At 70.5% G+C, this 18253-nt stretch carries 20 protein-coding genes and 1 rRNA gene; 2 read left to right on the top strand and 19 right to left on the bottom strand.

Annotation, left to right across the window (positions count from 1 at the left end; translation table 11 throughout):
• Nucleotides 1-38: 38 nt before the first annotated feature.
• Genes IEY88_RS36660 through ald form a run of 3 tightly spaced genes read right to left on the bottom strand, consistent with a single transcriptional unit; the run spans nt 39 to nt 2347 of the window.
• Nucleotides 39-368, bottom strand: coding sequence for an ArsR/SmtB family transcription factor (locus IEY88_RS36660; protein ID WP_189159518.1), 330 nt, complete (start codon nt 366-368; stop codon nt 39-41).
• A 24-nt stretch (nt 369-392) separates the two neighbouring features.
• Nucleotides 393-1280 (bottom strand): site-specific tyrosine recombinase XerD, encoded by an 888-nt coding sequence (gene xerD, locus IEY88_RS36655; protein ID WP_373294260.1) that lies wholly within the window; start codon nt 1278-1280, stop codon nt 393-395.
• Nucleotides 1277-2347 (bottom strand): alanine dehydrogenase, encoded by a 1071-nt coding sequence (ald, locus tag IEY88_RS36650; RefSeq protein ID WP_189159517.1) that lies wholly within the window; start codon nt 2345-2347, stop codon nt 1277-1279. The genes xerD and ald overlap by 4 nt, the downstream gene beginning before the upstream one ends.
• Nucleotides 2348-2399: 52 nt before the next feature.
• On the opposite strand from ald, the gene IEY88_RS36645 reads away from it, so the two are divergent.
• Nucleotides 2400-2999, top strand: a complete 600-nt coding sequence (locus tag IEY88_RS36645; RefSeq protein ID WP_229694097.1) for an NINE protein — start codon at nt 2400-2402, stop codon at nt 2997-2999.
• 36 nt (nt 3000-3035) lie between these two features.
• Here the strand turns inward: IEY88_RS36645 and IEY88_RS36640 are convergent, their stop codons facing one another.
• The 3 genes from IEY88_RS36640 to pyrG are packed head-to-tail and all read right to left on the bottom strand — an operon-like array spanning nt 3036 to nt 5738.
• The gene (locus IEY88_RS36640; protein WP_189159515.1) at nt 3036-3431 is read right to left on the bottom strand and encodes a DUF2752 domain-containing protein; all 396 of its coding nucleotides are present in this window, start codon (nt 3429-3431) and stop codon (nt 3036-3038) included.
• A gap of 10 nt (nt 3432-3441) precedes the next feature.
• On the bottom strand, nt 3442-4059 hold the full coding sequence (locus tag IEY88_RS36635; RefSeq protein WP_189159514.1) for an NUDIX domain-containing protein: 618 nt from the start codon (nt 4057-4059) through the stop codon (nt 3442-3444).
• Nucleotides 4056-5738 (bottom strand): CTP synthase, encoded by a 1683-nt coding sequence (gene pyrG / locus IEY88_RS36630; protein WP_373294259.1) that lies wholly within the window; start codon nt 5736-5738, stop codon nt 4056-4058. The genes IEY88_RS36635 and pyrG overlap by 4 nt, the downstream gene beginning before the upstream one ends.
• A gap of 176 nt (nt 5739-5914) precedes the next feature.
• Between pyrG and IEY88_RS36625 the strand changes: the two genes are divergently transcribed.
• Nucleotides 5915-6577 carry an SMI1/KNR4 family protein gene (locus tag IEY88_RS36625; RefSeq protein ID WP_229694096.1) on the top strand — a complete coding sequence of 221 codons (663 nt, stop codon included), beginning with the start codon at nt 5915-5917 and terminating at the stop codon, nt 6575-6577.
• Here IEY88_RS36625 and IEY88_RS36620 read toward each other — a convergent pair.
• The 13 genes from IEY88_RS36620 to rrf all read right to left on the bottom strand — a co-directional run bounded on the left by IEY88_RS36620 (nt 6574) and on the right by rrf (nt 18114).
• Nucleotides 6574-7512, bottom strand: a complete 939-nt coding sequence (locus IEY88_RS36620; RefSeq protein WP_189159512.1) for a copper transporter — start codon at nt 7510-7512, stop codon at nt 6574-6576. The genes IEY88_RS36625 and IEY88_RS36620 overlap by 4 nt on opposite strands.
• On the bottom strand, nt 7509-8693 hold the full coding sequence (steA, locus tag IEY88_RS36615; RefSeq protein WP_189159511.1) for a putative cytokinetic ring protein SteA: 1185 nt from the start codon (nt 8691-8693) through the stop codon (nt 7509-7511). Before steA ends, IEY88_RS36620 begins: the two co-directional genes overlap by 4 nt.
• 62 nt (nt 8694-8755) lie before the next feature.
• Nucleotides 8756-9196: a hypothetical protein gene (locus IEY88_RS36610; protein WP_189159510.1), complete on the bottom strand. Its 441-nt coding sequence runs from the start codon at nt 9194-9196 to the stop codon at nt 8756-8758.
• Nucleotides 9193-9624 (bottom strand): hypothetical protein, encoded by a 432-nt coding sequence (locus IEY88_RS36605; RefSeq protein ID WP_189159509.1) that lies wholly within the window; start codon nt 9622-9624, stop codon nt 9193-9195. Before IEY88_RS36605 ends, IEY88_RS36610 begins: the two co-directional genes overlap by 4 nt.
• On the bottom strand, nt 9621-10235 hold the full coding sequence (locus IEY88_RS36600) for a hypothetical protein (protein WP_189159508.1): 615 nt from the start codon (nt 10233-10235) through the stop codon (nt 9621-9623). Before IEY88_RS36600 ends, IEY88_RS36605 begins: the two co-directional genes overlap by 4 nt.
• Nucleotides 10228-10827: a hypothetical protein gene (locus tag IEY88_RS36595; protein ID WP_189159507.1), complete on the bottom strand. Its 600-nt coding sequence runs from the start codon at nt 10825-10827 to the stop codon at nt 10228-10230. Before IEY88_RS36595 ends, IEY88_RS36600 begins: the two co-directional genes overlap by 8 nt.
• 65 nt (nt 10828-10892) lie before the next feature.
• Entirely contained in the window at nt 10893-12674 is a 1782-nt protein-coding gene (recN, locus tag IEY88_RS36590) for a DNA repair protein RecN (protein ID WP_189159506.1), read from the bottom strand.
• Nucleotides 12675-12754: 80 nt separating this feature from the next.
• Nucleotides 12755-13645 (bottom strand): NAD kinase, encoded by an 891-nt coding sequence (locus IEY88_RS36585; protein ID WP_189159505.1) that lies wholly within the window; start codon nt 13643-13645, stop codon nt 12755-12757.
• Nucleotides 13642-14439 (bottom strand): TlyA family RNA methyltransferase, encoded by a 798-nt coding sequence (locus tag IEY88_RS36580; protein ID WP_189159504.1) that lies wholly within the window; start codon nt 14437-14439, stop codon nt 13642-13644. Before IEY88_RS36580 ends, IEY88_RS36585 begins: the two co-directional genes overlap by 4 nt.
• Nucleotides 14440-14445: 6 nt before the next feature.
• Nucleotides 14446-14613: a hypothetical protein gene (locus IEY88_RS36575; RefSeq protein WP_189159503.1), complete on the bottom strand. Its 168-nt coding sequence runs from the start codon at nt 14611-14613 to the stop codon at nt 14446-14448.
• Between the two features lie 5 nt (nt 14614-14618).
• A complete protein-coding gene (locus IEY88_RS36570; protein ID WP_189159502.1) occupies nt 14619-15413 on the bottom strand; it encodes an HAD-IIA family hydrolase in 795 nt (264 codons plus the stop codon).
• A complete protein-coding gene (locus IEY88_RS44605) occupies nt 15410-17905 on the bottom strand; it encodes a hypothetical protein (RefSeq protein WP_189159501.1) in 2496 nt (831 codons plus the stop codon). The genes IEY88_RS36570 and IEY88_RS44605 overlap by 4 nt, the downstream gene beginning before the upstream one ends.
• A 92-nt stretch (nt 17906-17997) precedes the next feature.
• Nucleotides 17998-18114: ribosomal RNA gene (rrf, locus tag IEY88_RS36560) — 5S ribosomal RNA — on the bottom strand.
• Nucleotides 18115-18253 lie beyond the last annotated feature (139 nt).

Below are 18253 nucleotides of genomic sequence, written 5' to 3'. Positions count from 1 at the left end.
AGCGGCAACGCGCCTCGCCGGTGTTTGTCAAGACTGAGTTAGACGGTGACATCCGTTCGTGTTCGCCTGTCCGCGGCGGACAGCACCACGTCGAGCAGGCCCGGGAAGAGGAAGTCCAGGTCATCGCGGCGCAGAGAGACCCAGCGCTGGTTGCCGCGGCAGCGTGTTCGGGTGATACCCGCTTCGCGCAGCACGCGCAGGTGCTGGGAAAGAGTCGACTTCGCTACGTCAACCTCGAAGGCCCCGCACAGGCGTTCACCGCTCGACTGGATCTGGCGCACGACCGCGAGCCTTGTCGGGTCACTCAGCGCGTGCAGCACGGCGGCTAGATCGATGGCCTGTGGGGACGGCTCGTCCAAGTTCGGCACCTGCCCACCGTACCCGTGGAAGCCTCATGTTCCAGTGGCTCGAGGGTGAGCAGTTGCGTAGACCTCCCTCAAAGTCGTAACGGTTACCAGTGTGTACACCTGAGTGGTCGTAACGGATGCGTGCCCGAGGAGTTCCTGAACCACCCGAACGTCAGCACCCCCTTCGAGCAGATGGGTGGCGAACGAATGCCGCAACGTGTGCGGGGACACCACAGCGGTGATGCCGGCCTCCTCCGCGGCGGTCTTCAGCACCGTCCACGCGCTCTGCCGCGACAGCCTTCCGCCGCGCGCGTTCAAGAACAAAGCGGGCGTGCCACGCCCTTTCGCCGCCAGCGCGGGGCGCGCCCGGACCAGGTACGCGTCCACCGCGGCCAACGCCGGCCGCCCGACCGGGACCAGCCGCTGCTTGCCGCCCTTGCCGTCGAGCAGCACGGTGCGCTCGGTCGCGTCGACGTCGTCCACGTCGAGCCCCACCACCTCGGAGATTCGGGCTCCCGTCGAGTACAACAACTCCAGGAGGGCTTTGTCCCTGAGGTTTCCCACGTTGTCGAGCAGTGTCAGAACATCATTGACGGGCAATGCTTTTGGCAGCCTCTTCGGCGGCGACGGCGGGTGCACGGCCCGTGCGGCGTCATGCGGCACAACGCCTTCACGATGCGCAAAGCGGTGCAAACCGCGCACAGCGACCAAAGTGCGTGCGGCGGACGACGCAGCGAGCCCGCTTTCGCGCAGCACGGCCAGGAACTCGCTCACCTGGAGCTCTGTCACGGCACCCAAGTCCGTGACACCAAGCGATTCCAGGTGTTCGGTGTAGCGGCGCAGGTCGCGGGTGTACGAGTCGAGCGTGTTGCGGGCGGTGCCGCGTTCCACGGCGAGGTGGTCGAGATAGGTCGCCACCAACTCAGAAATCACGCCAGCCCTTCCAGGACGATCTCCCCGGCCAGTGCGTTGACGCCCTTCGCCAAAGCGGGGTCGTCGGCGACGGCGCGCTCGAAGCCCTTGTCCGCCAACGCGATGACGTACGGCAGCGTCACGTTCGTGAGCGCGTACGTCGACGTGTTCGGCACGGCACCGGGCATGTTCGCGACGCAGTAGAACACGGAGTCGTGCACGCGGTACGTCGGCGCGTCGTGCGTGGTCGGCCTCGTGTCCTCGAAACAGCCGCCCTGGTCGACCGCGATGTCCACGAGCACGCTGCCCGGCCGCATCCGCGACACCAGGTCGTTGCTGACGAGCTTCGGTGCCTTCGCACCGGGCACCAGCACCGCGCCAACGACGAGATCCGCCCACCGGCAGGCCTTCTCGACCTCGTAGGCGTTCGACGCGATCGTCTGCAGGTGCCCGCGGTAGGTGAAGTCGATCTGCCGCAACCGGTTGACGTTGGTGTCGAGCACGACCACCTCGGCCTGCATGCCGACGGCCATCGTCGCCGCGTTCATCCCCGCCACGCCCGCGCCGATCACCGCGACCTTGCCCGCGGCGACTCCGGGGGCACCGCCCAGCAACACCCCGCGCCCGCCCTGCGCGCGTTCGAGGCAGTGCGCGCCGACCTGGGCGGCCATCCGCCCGGCGATCTCGCTCATCGGCGCCAGCAACGGCAACGAGCCGTCCGCGAGCTGCACGGTCTCGTACGCGATGGCGGTGATCCCGGACGCGGCGACGGCCGCGGTGCACGACGGCGACGCCGCCAGGTGCAGGTAGGTGAACAGCACCTGCTCGCGGCGCATCCGGTGGTACTCGGCCTCGATCGGTTCCTTGACCTTCAGGACCAGCTCCGCCGCGCCCCACACCTCGTCGGCCGAACCGGCGATCCGCGCACCCGCCGCCTCGTACTCGTGGTCGGGGAACGACGAGCCCGCACCGGCGTCGCGCTCGACGACGACGGAATGCCCGCGGCGCACCAGTTCGACCACTCCGGCGGGGGTGATGGCGACGCGGTACTCGTGGTTCTTGATCTCCTTTGGGACACCGACCAGCATCGTCGCAGCGTATTCCCGATATCGATCTGCTGCATCGGATACGGTGCGAACCGTGTCAGACGCATTCGGGCCAGAACAGCAGCGCATCGGCAACCAGCAGCGCGAAGAAGCGATCACCGCTCTCAACGACCACTTCGCGATGGCGCGGCTCGACATCGGCGAGTACCAGGAACGCGTGAACCGCGCGTCCGGCGCGCAGAGCTACTTCGAGCTCGCGGAGCTGTTCCGCGACCTGCCGCAGCCCCACCCGCCGTTCCTCGCGCCGCCGTCGGTGCCGTTCGCCACGCCCCCGGCCGCGCCCGGCTACCTGCCGCCGCCCACCCAGCCGTACTACCCGCCGCCCACCGGCCCGCAGCCGCAGTACGGGGTGCCGCAGCCGCCGCCCGGCATGATGGGCCCGGGTTATGCGCCGGGGTACGGGATCGACCCGTACACGGGCCTGCCGCTGTCGGACAAGTCGAAGATCGTCGCGGGCCTGCTGCAGCTGTTCCTGGGCAACCTGGGCATCGGCCGCTTCTACACGGGCCACACCGGCATCGCCGTCGCGCAGCTGCTGACCTGCGGTGGTTGCGGCATCTGGTCGCTGGTCGACGCGGTCATCATCCTGGTCCAGGGCGGCACGGACTCCGAAGGCCGCAAGCTCAGGGACTAGTGGCGTGGCTCAGAACGTACGTTCTGGGTCACGCCACTAGATCCCGGCCAGGTTTCTGCCCACGCCCCACACCGCGCCCACGACGAGAACGGCGAAACCGACCGACTTCGGCACGGATCGCCGTTCGCCGGTCCACTTGGCGCGCGTCCACCGCGCGAACAGCCATACGGCCAGCGGCAGCCCGAGAACGAGCAACGCGGCGTTGAAGTGGAACGCGCTGACGACATCGCCGTGCAGCAACGCATGCGTCATGCGCGTGACGCCGCAAGCAGGGCAGTTCAGCCCCGTCAGCCAGTGGAACGGGCACTTCGGCAGCAGGTTGCCCGGCTGGTTCGGGTCGACGAACAGCAGCAACGCGGCCCCGGCTGCCGCGGCCGCGAGAACGCCGACGGGTGCCTTCAAGCGGGAGAAGGCACCAGTCGACGTCCGCATGAGGTCCAACCTACTTCTTGCGCGCGGCGAACCGGGTCGGCTTGTCGCGGAAAGGCGCGTCGGCCGGGCGGGCCTCGGCCCGTCCCTCCAGCACCTCGCGCGCCGCCAGCAGCCCGGCCGAGGTCGAGGCGTTCACGATCTCCCCCGCCAGCACCATCCGCACGGCCTCGGCGAGCGGGAAGCGGTGGACCTCCAGGTCCGCCTCCTCCTCGCCCTGCACCTCACGGTCCACTTCGGACAGTTCGCGCGCCAGGTACACGCGCACGACCTCGTCGGTGAAGCCGGGGGACGCGGCGACGTCGACCAGCGTGTCCCAGCGCGCCGCGTCGAGCCCGACCTCCTCGGCCAGCTCCCGGCGGGCGCCGATGACGGGCTCCTCGCCGTCGTGGTCGAGCAGGCCGGCCGGCAGCTCCCAGAGGTGCCTGCCCAGCGCGTGCCGGTACTGGTGGATCAGCACGACCTGGTCCGAGGAGTCCACGGCCACGACCGCGACGGCGCCCATGTGCTCGACGATCTCGCGCTTGGCCGTGCCGCCGCCGGGCATCTCGACCTCGTCGATCCGCAGCGCGACGACCCGTCCGACGTGCACGTCCTCGCTGGAGACCGTGCGGAAGTCGTGCCGGCTCACTTGCCCGCTCCGGCCTTGAGGGGCAGCCGGTCGGCGACGCGGTAGTCGATCGCGGCCTTCACGAACGCCGCGAACAGCGGGTGCGGCTTCGTGGGACGCGACTTGAGCTCCGGGTGCGCCTGCGTGGCCGCGTAGAACGGGTGCACGTCCGACGGCAGCTCGACGAACTCGACCAGGCGGCCGTCCGGCGAGACACCGGAGAACACCAGACCGGCCTCGGAGAGCTTGCCCCGGTACGCGTTGTTGACCTCGTAGCGGTGGCGGTGCCGCTCGGACACCTCGGTGGCGCCGTACGCCTGGGCGACGACCGACCCCGGCGTGAGCTTGGCGACGTACGCGCCCAGGCGCATCGTGCCGCCCATGTCGCGCTGACCCGAGACGACGTCCTGCTGGTCGGCCATCGTGGAGATGACCGGCGTGCCGCCCTCCTCGAACTCGCTCGAGTTCGCGTCCTCGATGCCCGCGAGGTTCCGCGCGGCCTCGATGACCATGCACTGCAGGCCGAGGCACAGGCCCAGCGTCGGCACACCGCGCGTGCGGGTGTACTTCAGCGCGCCGACCTTGCCCTCGATGCCGCGCACGCCGAACCCGCCGGGGATCAGCACGGCGTCCATGCCGGACAACGCGCGTGCGGCGCCCTCGGGCGTCTGGCACTCGTCCGACGGCACCCACTTGATCTCGACCTTGGCGTGGTGCGCGAAACCGCCCGCACGCAGCGCCTCGGTGACCGAGAGGTATGCGTCGGGCAGGTCGACGTACTTGCCGACGAGCGCGATCTTCACCGTCTCGGACGGGTTGTGCACCCGCTCCAGCAGGTCGCCCCACACCGTCCAGTCGACGTCGCGGAACGGCAGGTCGAGGCGGCGCACGACGTAGGCGTCGAGGCCCTCGGCGTGCAGCACCTTCGGGATGTCGTAGATCGACGGCGCATCCACGGCCGCGACGACGGCGTCCGTGTCAACGTCGCACATCAGGCCGATCTTGCGCTTGAGCGAGTCCGGGATCTCCCGGTCCGCGCGGCACACGATCGCGTCGGGCTGGATGCCGATGTTGCGCAGCGCCGCGACGGAGTGCTGCGTGGGCTTGGTCTTCAGCTCGCCCGAGGGCGCCAGGTACGGCACCAGCGAGACGTGCAGGAAGAAGACGTTGTCGCGGCCGACGTCGTGGCGGACCTGGCGGGCCGCCTCCAGGAACGGCAGCGACTCGATGTCGCCGACCGTGCCGCCGACCTCGGTGATGACGACGTCCGGCGTGATGCCGTCGGCGTCCGGCTCGGCCATCGCCCGGATGCGGCGCTTGATCTCGTCGGTGATGTGCGGGATCACCTGGACCGTGTCGCCCAGGTACTCGCCGCGGCGCTCCTTGGCGATCACCTCGGAGTACACCTGGCCGGTGGTGACGTTGGCTTCGCCGCTCAGGTCCCGCGCGAGGAACCGCTCGTAGTGGCCGATGTCGAGGTCCGTCTCCGCGCCGTCGTCGGTCACGAAGACCTCGCCGTGCTGGAACGGGTTCATCGTGCCGGGGTCCACGTTCAGGTACGGGTCGAGCTTCTGCATCGTCACCCGCAGGCCGCGCGAGGTGAGCAACTGACCGAGGCTGGAGGCGGTGAGCCCCTTGCCCAGGGAGGACGCGACGCCTCCCGTGACGAAGACGTGCTTGGTCGTACGTGCCTGCTGCACCAACGGGGCTCCCGTGAAGATCGTGGGGGTAGATCCCCCTATCCACGGGCCATAACGCTAACACGCCGCCGGTCACCGAGCGCACCACGACCCGGCAGATCACATCACCCGATCGGCGCAGTGAGGGGTTTTCTGAACTTCCCCCGGCACAGGCCGGCATCAGGAAAAGTTGTCACGTGACCTTCGACGTGGCAGGGAGCGCGACACGAGCCATGCACGACCGTTCGGCGGCGTGGCGTTTCATCGAGGGGTTCGCGGCCGCGTGGGCCGAGCCGATCGAGGCCAGGGACGGCTGGAACCAGGCCGACCTGGACGCCGCGGAGCACCGCCTCGGCGTGCGGCTGCCGGACGCGATGCGCGACGCCTACGCGTTGTTCGGCAAACGCCCCGACCTCACGAGCAACCAGGACTGGCTGCTCACCCCGAGCGAGCTCCGGCGCGACGGCGAGCTCGTCGTCTTCCGCCGGGAGAGCCACACCGGCACCTCGTGGGGCGCGGCACTCGACAGCCCGGACCCGGCGGTCGTGCACGAGGCGGAACGCGGCTGGGAACCCTGGCTCCCGCACTTCTCCGCCGCCTGCGTGGAGCTGGTGCTGTCCGAGGCGTTGTTCCGCGACGAGGCCGTCACAGCCGACAGGGAGATGTCCGCTGTGGACATCTCCCTGCTCGAAGACCACTTCTCACTGCTGCCGCTGCGCAGTCCCGGCGCCCGCTGGTTCGTCAGCGACGACGTGATCGTGCGCGAGGACGCGGCCCAGTGGCTCTGGGCCCGCGCCCGTACGCCGGAGGCGCTCGAAACGCTGGCCGAACGCCTGCCCGGCGAGTGGGCGACGGACTAGCCGGCTGTTCCCGGCGAGGACGCCTCCGCGTTGCCCGCCACGCCATACCGGCCGGAGCGGCCCTCCAGCTGTTCGCGCATCGCCATCACCACGACGACCTGACCCGCCGGGGTGTCGGAGTTGTCGACCGTCGACAGGATCGACGTCGCGGAGGTGTCCGCGCGGACCACGCCGATCGCGCCCGTGCCGTTCGCGGAACCGTTCGCACCGGCGAGCACGACACCCGCGCCGGCCCGGTCGAGCTGGGTGGCGAAGCGCGCGATGGTCGACGCCCGGTCCGCGGCAGAGTCACCGATCGCGGCACCGCCGGTCAGCACGATCGCGAGCTGCGCCGGCTTCACGCCCGAGGTCGCCTTCACGAAACCCGAGTTGGTCAGCCCGGACAGGGCGGACGCCGTCTCGTCGGCCGTGGCCTGCGGCTCGTTGTTCGTCGAGTTGAGCAGCAGCAACGCCCCGAACAGGCCACCGGCGCGCGTGCCGGGGTCCGCGGCCGTGGGCAGCTGCGAGCCGGCGGGCTGCAGCCGTGCCACCAGATCGCGGAGCTGGTCACCTCGCGACGGGTCGGAGAACGCGTCGGTCAGCTGGACCTCGCCGGTGACGGTGGCGCTGGCGGACTTCAGCAGTCCGGTGAGGGCGTCCCGGTCGGACGGACGCGCGTCCGCCGTCGTCACGATGACGACCGTGCGGTCGGTGAGCCGGTCCTTGACGGCGAGCGGGCCAACGGACGCGGCGAACTCGTCCGCCTCGGTCAGCTTGGCGGTCAACGCGTTGCGGTCGTTCTGGAGGTCGTTCACCTGCTGTGCCAACGAGTTCTTCTCGTCGCTCAGCCCGGAGAGCAGCCGCCCGCTGATCGCGGTCGACCCCAGCACGACACCGACCGCCAGGGCGAGGAACACCGCGGTGATCGAAACTATGTGGTAGCGCAGCGTGATCACGAGAACAACCCCTTGAACCAGTTGACGACGGAGTGCCAGCCGTCGACGACGATGTCGACGTAGACGTGACCGACGCCGGACACCGCCAGCGCCGCCGCCATGGCGACGATCGCGGCGGTCACCAGCAGGACGATCACGCCCAGCGAGACCCGGCTGCGGTGCAAGGTCGCGACGGCCTCCCCGTCGACGAGCTTGCTGCCGAGCTTCAACCGGGTGAGGAACGTGGAGGGGTTCGAACCGGAGTGCCCGCGGTCGAGGAACTCGCGCAGCGTCGCGCGCAGTCCCACCGTGACGACCAGGGACGCCCCGTGTGCTTCGGCGAGCAGCAACGCGAGGTCCTCCGCGTTGCCCGACGCGGGGAACGTCACCGCGCCGATGCCGAGGTCCTGGATCCGCTGCAGGCCGGGCGCGTGGCCGTCGGTCTGCGCGGGGACGACGACCTCGGCGGCGGCACGCAGTGACGCGGTGCCGATGCCGTCGGGATCGCCGACGATGATGTCCGGCTTGAGCCCGGCGTCGATCAGCGTGTCGGCGCCCGTGTCGACGCCGATCAGCACCGGCCGGTACTCGCGGATGTACTTGCGGAGCTTGCGCAGCTCCTCGGCGTGCGAGGGGCCACCGGCGACGACGAGCACCTGCCGGTCGCGCATCGGCACGTACACCTCGGGCACGCCAACGCCGTCGAGCACGAGCGCGCGTTCGCGGCGCAGGAACTCGATGGTGTTGGCGGAGAACGCTTCCAGCTGCGCCGACATGCCGGCCTTCGCCTCGATCATCGCGTCGGCAATGCTTTCGGCGTCCTGCTCGACACCCTTGGCGAGCTCGCGTTCCCCGGCGTACACGACACCTTCGTGCAGCCGGATCTTGACGCCTTCCTTGATCTCCCGCAGCGCGACGGCGCCGACGTCGTCGATCAGCGGAATGCCCGCCTCGATCAGCAGTTCCGGGCCGAGGTTCGGAAAACGCCCCGAAATGGACGGTGACGCGTTCACGACACCGACCACCTCGGCCGCGACGAGCGCTTCGGCGGTGCGCCGATCGAGGTCGATCAGGTCCATCACCGCGACGTCACCGGCACTGACGCGCCGCACCAGGTCGCTCGCGCGCCGATCAACCCGCGCGACGCCCGTGACACCGGGAAGTTCGTGGTTGGTGCGGCTCAGCAGCCCGGAAAGCTTCATGCGCCGATAGTGACCCACGGTGCGCACGCGACAGGTGAGGCACGCCGGGCGATTCCAGGTGGTCAGTCGTCGGGGTGAAGCACCACGGCCCCGAACGCGAGAACCACCGCACTCACGAGCACCCAGACACCGTTTCCGAACCCGGCTTCCAGCGCCGGGTCGATCGCGATGTTGCCCTCGCGGTGAAAGCTGATCGCGTTCAGCAAATACACGAACAACATCCCGGTGACGCCCGCGAGGGCGGCCGCTCCGGCATACGCGACCTTCGTCCACCGCGCCCCGGCGAGCAGAGCGGCGGCCGCCAGCACGATCGGGATGGCGAACAACGGCCCGTGTTCGTCCTTCGTGCCACCGAACTGCGTGCTCCACCCCGTGGTGACGTACGCGGTCTGCGGCTGGCCGGGAGCGAGCCTGATCAACAGCTCCGAGAACGGCAGGAACGTGGCCCCGACGGCGGCCGCGGCGGCGAGTGCGAGCAGGACCAGGCCGACGATCTTCCTCACGCCGCCTCCCGTTGCACCGCAACAGCTCCGGCCAGTGCGACCAGCGTTCCGACCGCGAGGAACACCAGCCCGAACCCGACCGCGAAGTCGCCCTGCTGGTCGACCGCGTGCCCGCGCTCCGACACCACGAGCGCCGCGATCACCCCCACGGCACCGACCTGCCCGGCGGCGCCCGCGAGCGCCGCCCGGTTGATCCACACCCCGGCGACGAGCAGCAGCGCCGTCACCACGACCGGCACCCCGTACCAGGGCGAGAGCTCGCCGGCGGGCCAGTCGCCGGGCTTGTTGAGGATCTCCGTCCCCCACGCCCGGACCACGACCTCGACACCACCCGCGTAGGCCGTCGAGTACCACGGCAACACCATCGCCGTGGCGGTCAGCACCACTCCCGCCGCGATCAACGCGATCGCCGTCGGTCTGCCGATCACCGAGCCTCCCGCTGCTCGTCGTCCCGCGGAATCGCGAGGCCGAACGGCGGCGTGTCGTCATCGCCGCCGAGCTGGTGCACGACCACGCCGTCCCCCTCTTCGTCTTCTCCGACCAGCGGCTCCGGGTTCCGCCGTTGTGCCAGCGCCGCACCCACGAGCCCGACGACGGTCGCGAGCACCAGCAGGTAGAACCCACCGTGGTAGCGCACCTCGTCCCTCTCCGAACCGTTGATCGGCTGGGAGGCGATGATCCTCTCCAGCTCCCACACCTCGACGACGAGGAGGAGCACGACCCCGGCCAGCATCCCGGCCCCGCCCATGGCGAGCGGCCGCCCGACGAACGCGGTCTGCTCGCGAAGCAGGAACACCACCGCGACGGCCACGACGATCGCCGACACCACCACCGGCCACCCGGCGGCGAAGAGCGCGGACGGGCCGATGCCACCACCCGTGTCCGGCTCCGTCCTGGTGACCCACAGGGTCGAGGTGGCCACCAGGTCCGACCCGAACCCGTTGTACACGGTGCTGAAGACGTCCTGCAGCGACGCGACCACCGCCAGCACGGCACCCAGCGCCAGCAGCACCCACGCGATCTTGCGGCGCTCAATCACTCTTCGGCTCCACGATCACCGGATATCCGTACGGCGGCGTGTCGGTGTCGTCCGCGTCGTCGTCGATCTGGTGGACGACCACCCCGTCACCGCCGGGCTCCGCTTGGTCCGCCCGAGGCAACTCCTGATGCAGCACGGCCGCCACCACGGCCACCCCCGCGGCCACGATCAGCAGGGTGACCCCTTCGCCCTGCTCCACCTCGATCGGCACGCGCGAGTTGAACTCGCCCATCATCTTCAGCAACCCCTGGATCCGGGAGACGGCGGCCCACGCCACCCCGGCCAGCAACCCGGCCCCGAGCAGCGACCCGACCCGCGACGCCGGAATCCGGAACGCCAGCACGGCCGCCAGCGCCATGACGAGCGCGGCCCCCACCGCGGGCTCACCGAGCTCGAAGGGTTCGAGCGGCAGCAGTTCGCGGAAGTCGTCCCGCTCGATCGCCCAGAAGGTGGCCTCGTAGCGCAGCTCCCGGCCTCCGAGCACGATCCGCACGGAGTACGCGGACAGGAACGTGGCCGCCACGGCCAGTCCGGCCGCGACGACCACCAGCACCGCCCCGAGCACCCGGCGCGTGGTCATAGTTCCTGTCACGCCTCCATCATGCCGAACCCGGCCGGGAACAGCGGGAGGAGCAGCGACCGGAACGGCCGCGCCGGTCAGGCCTTCTTCTTCTTGCGCCGGACCACGGGAGCGGTGTCCTTGTCGGCCTTGGCCGCGGCCAGCAGCTCCTCGGCGTGGGCCCGGCCGGTGTCGGTCGAGTCCATGCCCGCGAGCATCCGGGCCAGTTCGACCACCCGCTGCGTCTCGTCGAGCTTGCGCACGGCGGACCGCGTGAACGTCCCGTCCGCGGACTTGTCCACCACCAGGTGCCGGTCGGCGAACGCGGCCACCTGCGGCAGGTGCGTCACCACGATCACCTGGTGCGACCGGGCGAGCCGCGCGAGGCGACGGCCGACCTCGACCGCGGCCCGGCCACCGACACCGGCGTCGACCTCGTCGAACACCAGCGTGGGCACCGGGTCCGAGTGCGACAGCACCACTTCCAGCGCCAGCATCACCCGGGACAGCTCACCGCCGGAAGCGCCCTTGTGCACCGGCAGGGCGGGCGCCCCGGGGTGCGAGATCAACCGCAGCTCGACGTCGTCCACGCCGGACGACCCGGCGTGCAGGATCGACCGGCCGACGGGCAGCGCCTGGACGTCGCCCGCCTCGGCGTGCCGGGGACGGACGGCCAGTTCGACCAAGGCGTGCGGCATGGCGAGCCCGTCGAGCTCCTCCGTGACGGCCTTGCCGAGCTCCAGAGCGGCCTCGGCACGGGCAGCCGTGACCTGGCCGGCGAGCGTCGCCAGCTCCGCGGCCAGCTCGTCACGACGGGTGGCCAGGCCGGTCAGCGCCTCTTCGGAGGTGTCCAGCCCGCCCAGCCTCGTCCGCGCGTCCTCGGCCCAGGCGATCACGCCGTCGACGTCGGCGGCGTACTTGCGGGTCAGCGCCTTCAGCTCGGCCTGGCGCTGCAGCACGGACTCGAGACGGCCGGGGTCGGCCTCCAGGTGGTCCAGGTAGCCGGAGATCTCCGCGCCGACGTCGGCCAGCAGCGTCGCCGCCTCGACCAGGCGCGGCTCCATCTCCCGCAGCTTCGGGTCCTCCGACGTGGACAGCCTGCGGGCGGCCTCGGAGATCAGCCCGAGCGCGCCGGGGTTCTCCGGGTCGCCCTCGAGCGAGCCCGACACGGCGAACTGCGCGCCCTGGGCCGCTTCACGGAGCTGGTCCGCGTCCGCGAGCCGGCGGGCCTCGTCGTGCAGCTCGGCGTCCTCGCCCAGCTTCGGGGCGACGGCGTCGATCTCGGTCAGGCCGTGGCGCAGCAGGTCGGCTTCCCTGGCCAGTTCGCGGGAACGCTCCGTGCGTTCCTTCAACTCCGCCGAGACGCGCAACCACTCCTCGCGCACGGCCTGGTACTTGCGCAGCGGCGCGCCCACGTCGTCGCCGGCGAAGCGGTCGAGCACACCACGCTGCTCGGTCGGCCGCATGAGCCGCAGCTGGTCGTTCTGACCGTGCACGGCGATGAGCTGCTCCGCCAGTTCGGACAGCACGCCGACCGGCACGGAGCGGCCACCGACGTGGGCGCGCGAACGCCCGTCGGACCCGACCGTGCGGATCGCGATCAGCGACCCGTCCTCGTCCGCCTCGCCGCCGACCTCTTCGGCCACCTTCGCGGCAGGGCTGCCCGCCGGAGCCTGGAAGCGGCCTTCGACCACCGCTTTGTCGGCCCCGGTCCGCACCCGCGAAGCCTCAGCTCGGCCACCGCCCAGCAGGTGCAACCCGGTCACGACCATGGTCTTGCCCGCGCCCGTCTCACCAGTGACTACGGTGAACCCGGGGTCCAGTTCAAGGGTGGCCTCGTCGATCACGCCAAGGCCATTGATGCGCATCTCGGCCAGCACAGGGCGAACCTTACTTGTCGAGTCCGACAATTCCTCGCGGGCACCATAACGAGCCAGTGCCGACGCACCGAGCGGCGCGGTCAGCCTGCCGATGGTCCCCGCCATCCCTTCACCGGCAGGTCGAACTTCTCGACCAGCCGGTCCGTGAACGGTGCCTGGCGCAGCCGCACGACCTTGAGCGGCACCGCGCCCTCCACGATCTCGATCCGCGCGCCCGCGGGCAGCTCGAACGTGCGCCGCCCGTCCGCGGACAACGCCGCCGGATGCCCGGTCGCCTCGATCTCGAACGCCACGTGCGACTTCGGCGAGACGACCAGCGGCCGCGCGAACAGCGCGTGCGCGTTGCTCGGCACCACCAGGATGGCCTGCACGTCCGGCCACACGACCGGTCCGCCCGCGGAGAACGCGTACGCCGTCGACCCCGTCGGCGTCGCGCACAGCACGCCGTCGCAGCCGAACGCCGACACCGGCCGTCCGTCGACCTCGACGACGACCTCGAGGATGCGTTCGCGGATCAGCTTCTCGACGCTGACCTCGTTGAGCGCCCAGGTCTTCACGACGACCTCGTCGTTGACCTTGGCGATCAGGTCGAGCGTCATGCGCTCTTCCACGAAGTAGTCGCGTTCCAGCACGTGCCCCACGGCCTCGTGCAGCGCGTCCGAGTCGGCCTCCGCGAGGAACCCGACCCGGCCCAGGTTGACGCCCAGCACCGGCACCCTCGCCGGGCGCGCGAGCTCCGCGCCGCGCAGGAACGTGCCGTCACCGCCCAGCACCAGCACCAGCTCGGTGCCCTCGGCGGCGTGGTCGTCGGCGGGCACGACCTTGGTGCAGCACGACGGGCCGAGGTCACGCGCCTCGTCGTCGAGCACCCTCGTCGTGACGCCCCCGACCGCGAGGCGGCCGGCCACCTGTCGGGCGAGATCGATGTTGCTCTGGTGCCCGGTGTGGACGACCAGCAGGACTTCCCTCATTGGGGCCCTTCTTCGACGGCGGTGCGCACCATCTCTGTCGCATCGGCGGGTTCGCCCTTGCGCAGCCAGAGGAAGTACTCGACGTTGCCGGACGGGCCGGGCAGCGGGCTCGCGACGACCCCGTGCACGGCCAGACCCAGTTCGGCCGCAGCCTTGGTCACGTCGAGCACGGCTTCGGCACGCAGCCCGGGGTCGCGCACGACGCCACCGGAGCCCAGGCGTTCCTTGCCGACCTCGAACTGCGGCTTGACCATCGGCAGCAGATCGCCTTCCTCGTCGAGGCACGCGGCCAGTGCGGGAAGCACAAGCCTCAACGAGATAAACGAAAGATCGGCCACCACGAGTTCAACATTGCCGCCGATGTCCTCGGGCGTGAGGGTGCGGACGTTGGTCTTGTCCTTCACCACGACCCGGTCGTCGGTCTGCAGCTTCCAGTCCAGCAGACCCCTGCCGACGTCGGCCGCGACGACCTGCCGGGCGCCTTTGCGCAGCAGCACGTCGGTGAAACCGCCAGTGGACGCGCCGGCGTCGAGACAACGCCTGCCGGTGGGGTCGATCCGGAAACCCTCGAGCGCGCCGATGAGCTTGTGCGCGCCCCGGGAGGCCCAGTTCGGGTCGTTGCCGCTGTCCTTGACCACGACCGCGTCGGAGGTCTCCACGGCGGTCGCGGGTTTCGTCGCGACGGTGCCGCGGACCTTCACACGACCGTCCGCGACGAGTTGGCTGGCGTGCTCACGGGACCTGGCGAGCCCCCTGCGCACGAGTTCGGCGTCGAGCCGCACCCTGCGAGGCACTGTGCATCACACCTTGTCGATGCTCGACAGCGCGTCGGTGAGCGTCGCGTGCACCGCGTCGAACCGGGCCACGTGCTCGTCCAGGGGAACGTTCTCGAGCCCGTCGAGCCGCTCCAGCGCGCCTTCGATGGCGTCGGCCGGGTTGGGTGGCGGTCCGGGCAGGGGGTAGCTCACTCCTCTTACGGTAGCCGATGCAGTACCGACAGGTCCGCGCCGACATACGTGGGCCTTTGCTCATCCGGAAGCGCTTGCGCCTCCTGCTCGGTCGACACACCCGTGAGCACGAGCAGGGAGTCCATCCCGGCGTTGACCGCGCCCAGGATGTCCGTGTCGAGCCGGTCACCGACCACCAGCGGGCGGTGCGCGCCAAGATCTTTCGCCGCCTGCTGCAGCAGCGGGGTGGCGGGCTTGCCGGCGACGAGCGGCTCCTGGTCCGTCGCGGCCTTCAGCGCCGCGACGAGGCTGCCGTTGCCGGGCAGCAGACCGCGTTCGGTCGGCAGGGTGGCGTCGACGTTGCACGCCACCCACAGCGCGCCGCCGCGGATGGCGACCGCGGCCTCGGCCAGCTCACGCCAGCCGAGGTCCATGGACAGGCCCTGCAGGACCGCCACCGCGCCCTCGGCGGTGTCGGTCGGGACGAGCCCGCGCTTGAGCACCTCGGCCTGGAGGGCCTTGGTGCCGAGCACGAGCACGGTGGAGCGCTTCGGCAGGCGTTCGGCCAGCATGGCCGCACCTGCCTGGGAAGAGGTGCTCACCTCGTCGACCGTCGTCTCGAACCCGAGCTCGACGAGGTGATCGGCCACCATCTGCGGTGAGCGGGAGGCGTTGTTGGTGACGTAGCGGATCCCGACTCCCCTGCTCCTGGCCGCCGCAATCGCTTCGGCGGCACCCGGCACGGCTTCGTTCCCGCGGTAGACGGTGCCGTCGAGATCGATCAGCAACGCGTCGTACCTGTCGACCAACGTCTCGCTCACTGCTCCGGGGTCTCCTCCTGGGTCAGCTCGAACGCGCGCTCGGCGGCGTCCGTCTCCCCTTCGTCGTCAGCCTCGGCGGCGTTGAGGAACCACTTGACGGCTTCCTCGATGCGACCGGCCGCGGCCAGGTTGTCGGCGTAAGCGTAGAAGAGCCGCGCCGAGTAGGGGCTGCGCTGTCCCGGGTCGAGGTCCGGACCCTGCAACGCCACGACGGCGGCGTCGAGCTGACCCATGTCACGACGAGCGCCGGCCGCGACGATCCGCAGCTCGATCTCGTCCTCCTGGCTCAGGTCCTTGACCGCCGGGTCCTTCGCGAGGTCGATGGCCCGCTCCGGCCGGCCCAGGGCCCGCTCGCAGTCGGCCATGATCGCCAGGTGCCCGGGACCGGTCATCATCCGGCGGGCGGCCCGCAGCTCGCTGAGCGCCTCGGCCCACTCGTCCGCGAAGTACGCCGTCAGACCAGCCGCCTCGCGCACGACACCGACCCGAGCCGCCTTGCTCCGCGCGTACCGCGCGTGCTCCAGCGCCAGCTGCGGGTCCTCGTCGATCAGCAACCCGGCCGCGGCCAGGTGCCTGCCGATGATCTCCGCAAGCCCCTTGGGCAGGCTGCGCAGCTCGAGCTTGATCTCGGGGTCGAGCAGCGACAGGTCGGCTTCCTCGGGAAGCTCCGGCCGTCCGCCACGGGGCGCGGGCGCCTCGTCACGCGGCTCGTCGTCCGCGTCACCGGCGGTCTCGACCTCGTCGCCCTGGGCGGGGGACTCGTCGTTCGCCTCGACCGGGGTCTCGGCCTTCGACTCGGTCTCGGCCTTGGTCTCAGCCGCAGTCTCGGCCTTGGTCTCGGCGTTGGTCTCAGCCGTGGTCTCGGCGACCTCGTCCGCGTCACCTGCGGTGGAACCGTCGGTCTCGTCCGCGGCCGTCTCACGGCTCGCGGCGGCGCGGGTGGCCGCGGCACCGTCACCCAGGCGGTAGCCGGCGCGCTCGGCGGCCGGAGTCACCTCGGCGGCGTCGACCCCGGCCTGGCCGGCGGTCTCCTGCTCGGTCTGACGCTCCTGGAACCGCGCCGCACGCTCACGGCTGCGCTCGTCCCGGCGGTCGTCGCGCTGAGGAGCGGAACGCTCGTCGTTGCGGTTGCCCGAGTCGTCCCGGCGGTAACCGCCACGGTCGTTCGAGTCGCTCTTGCGGTAGGCGCCACGGTCACCCGAGCCACTGCGCTCGCCGCGGTAACCACCACGGTCGCCGGAGCCGCTGCGCTCGCCACCGCGATCGCTGGAACCCCGGTAACCGCCACGGTCGCCAGAGTCGCTCTTGCGGAACCCGCCACGATCGCTGGAGCCGCTGCGCTCGCCGGAGCGGAAACCGCCACGGTCGCCGGACTCACTCTTGCGGAACCCGCCACGATCGCTGGAGCCTCGGTAACCACCGCGGTCACCCGAGTCGTCCTTGCGGTACCCGGGACGATCGCCAGAGCCCTGCCCGCGGTACCCACCACGGTCGCCGGAGCCACTGCGCTCGCCCGAGCGGAAACCACCGCGGTCGCCGGACTCGCTCTTGCGGTAACCACCGCGATCGCCCGAGTCACTCTTGCGGAAGCCGCCACGGTCACCGGAGCCGCTGCGCTCGCCGGAGCGGAAGCCGCCACGGTCGCTGGATTCGCTCTTGCGGTAACCGCCGCGGTCGTTCGAGTCGTCCTTGCGGTACCCGGGACGGTCGCTGGAACCCCGGTAGCCACCGCGGTCGCCGGACTCACTCTTGCGGTAACCACCGCGATCGCCGGAGTCGTCCTTGCGGAAGCCACCGCGGTCGCTGGAACCCCGGTAACCGCCACGGTCGCCAGAGTCGCTCTTGCGGAACCCACCACGATCGCTGGAGCCGCTGCGCTCGCCGGAGCGGAAGCCGCCACGGTCGCCGGACTCGCTCTTGCGGTAGCCACCGCGGTCGTTCGAGTCGTCCTTGCGGTACCCGGGACGATCGCCAGAGCCCTGCCCGCGGTACCCGCCGCGGTCGCTGGACTCGCTCTTGCGGAAACCGCCGCGATCGCTGGAACCCTGACCCCGGTAGCCACCGCGATCGCCTGAATCGTCCTTGCGGTAGCCGGGACGGTCGCCGCTGCGGAAACCACCGCTGCGCTCACCCGAACCCTGCCCGCGATAGCCGCCTCGGTCACCCGAGTCGCTCTTGCGGTAGCCGCCACGATCGCCGGAGCCGCCGCGGTCACTTGAACGGTCGCCGCGGTAGCCACCGCGATCGCCCGAGTCGTCCTTGCGGAAGCCACCGCGGTCGCTCGAACCCTGGCCGCGGTAACCGCCGCCCGAGCCGGCGCGGTTGTCTCGACGGTCACCGCTGGTGGAGCGGTCGCCGGAGCCTTCACCGCGCTGCGAGTTGTTGTTGCTGCTGAACTTGCGATCGCCTGATGGACGGCCACCGTCGGAATGGCGCGGTCGGTCTCCCTGGCCACGCTGACGGTCGCCGGGACGATCCCCGAACCTGGACACCAAATCCTCCTACTATGGACACGCTGAAAGGGGCCTGTGAGCGATGCACTGTAATTGTGCCCCGCGATCACAAGCCCCTTCAGGGAAGTAAAGTTCGGCGGCGACCTACTCTCCCACACCGTAACCAGTGCAGTACCATCGGCGCAGAAGGGCTTAACTACCGGGTTCGGAATGGGACCGGGTGTTTCCCCAACGCTATGACCACCGAAACACTATGGAATTCACAACCTAGAACCCCGAACCAGCAGCCAACTTGCCTGCCAGTGGGTTCGATCGGTTCTGGTTGTTCTTCCAGAACCGCACAGTGGATGCGTAGCGTCTTTGTAACAAGTCCTCGGCCTATTAGTA

Origin of the sequence: Lentzea pudingi (assembly GCF_014646255.1) — a bacterium.
Lineage (GTDB): Bacteria > Actinomycetota > Actinomycetes > Mycobacteriales > Pseudonocardiaceae > Lentzea > Lentzea pudingi.
Note: the sequence above shows the minus strand (reverse complement) of the source record. Positions and strands in the feature narration are given on the sequence as shown.

Coding starts and splice junctions, on each gene's coding strand:
- ald (WP_189159517.1), bottom strand. CDS start 2,347: ATGCTGGTCGGTGTCCCAAAGGAGATCAAGAACCACGAGTACCGCGTC.
- IEY88_RS36640 (WP_189159515.1), bottom strand. CDS start 3,431: ATGCGGACGTCGACTGGTGCCTTCTCCCGCTTGAAGGCACCCGTCGGC.
- IEY88_RS36585 (WP_189159505.1), bottom strand. CDS start 13,645: ATGAGGGAAGTCCTGCTGGTCGTCCACACCGGGCACCAGAGCAACATC.
- steA (WP_189159511.1), bottom strand. CDS start 8,693: ATGAAGCTTTCCGGGCTGCTGAGCCGCACCAACCACGAACTTCCCGGT.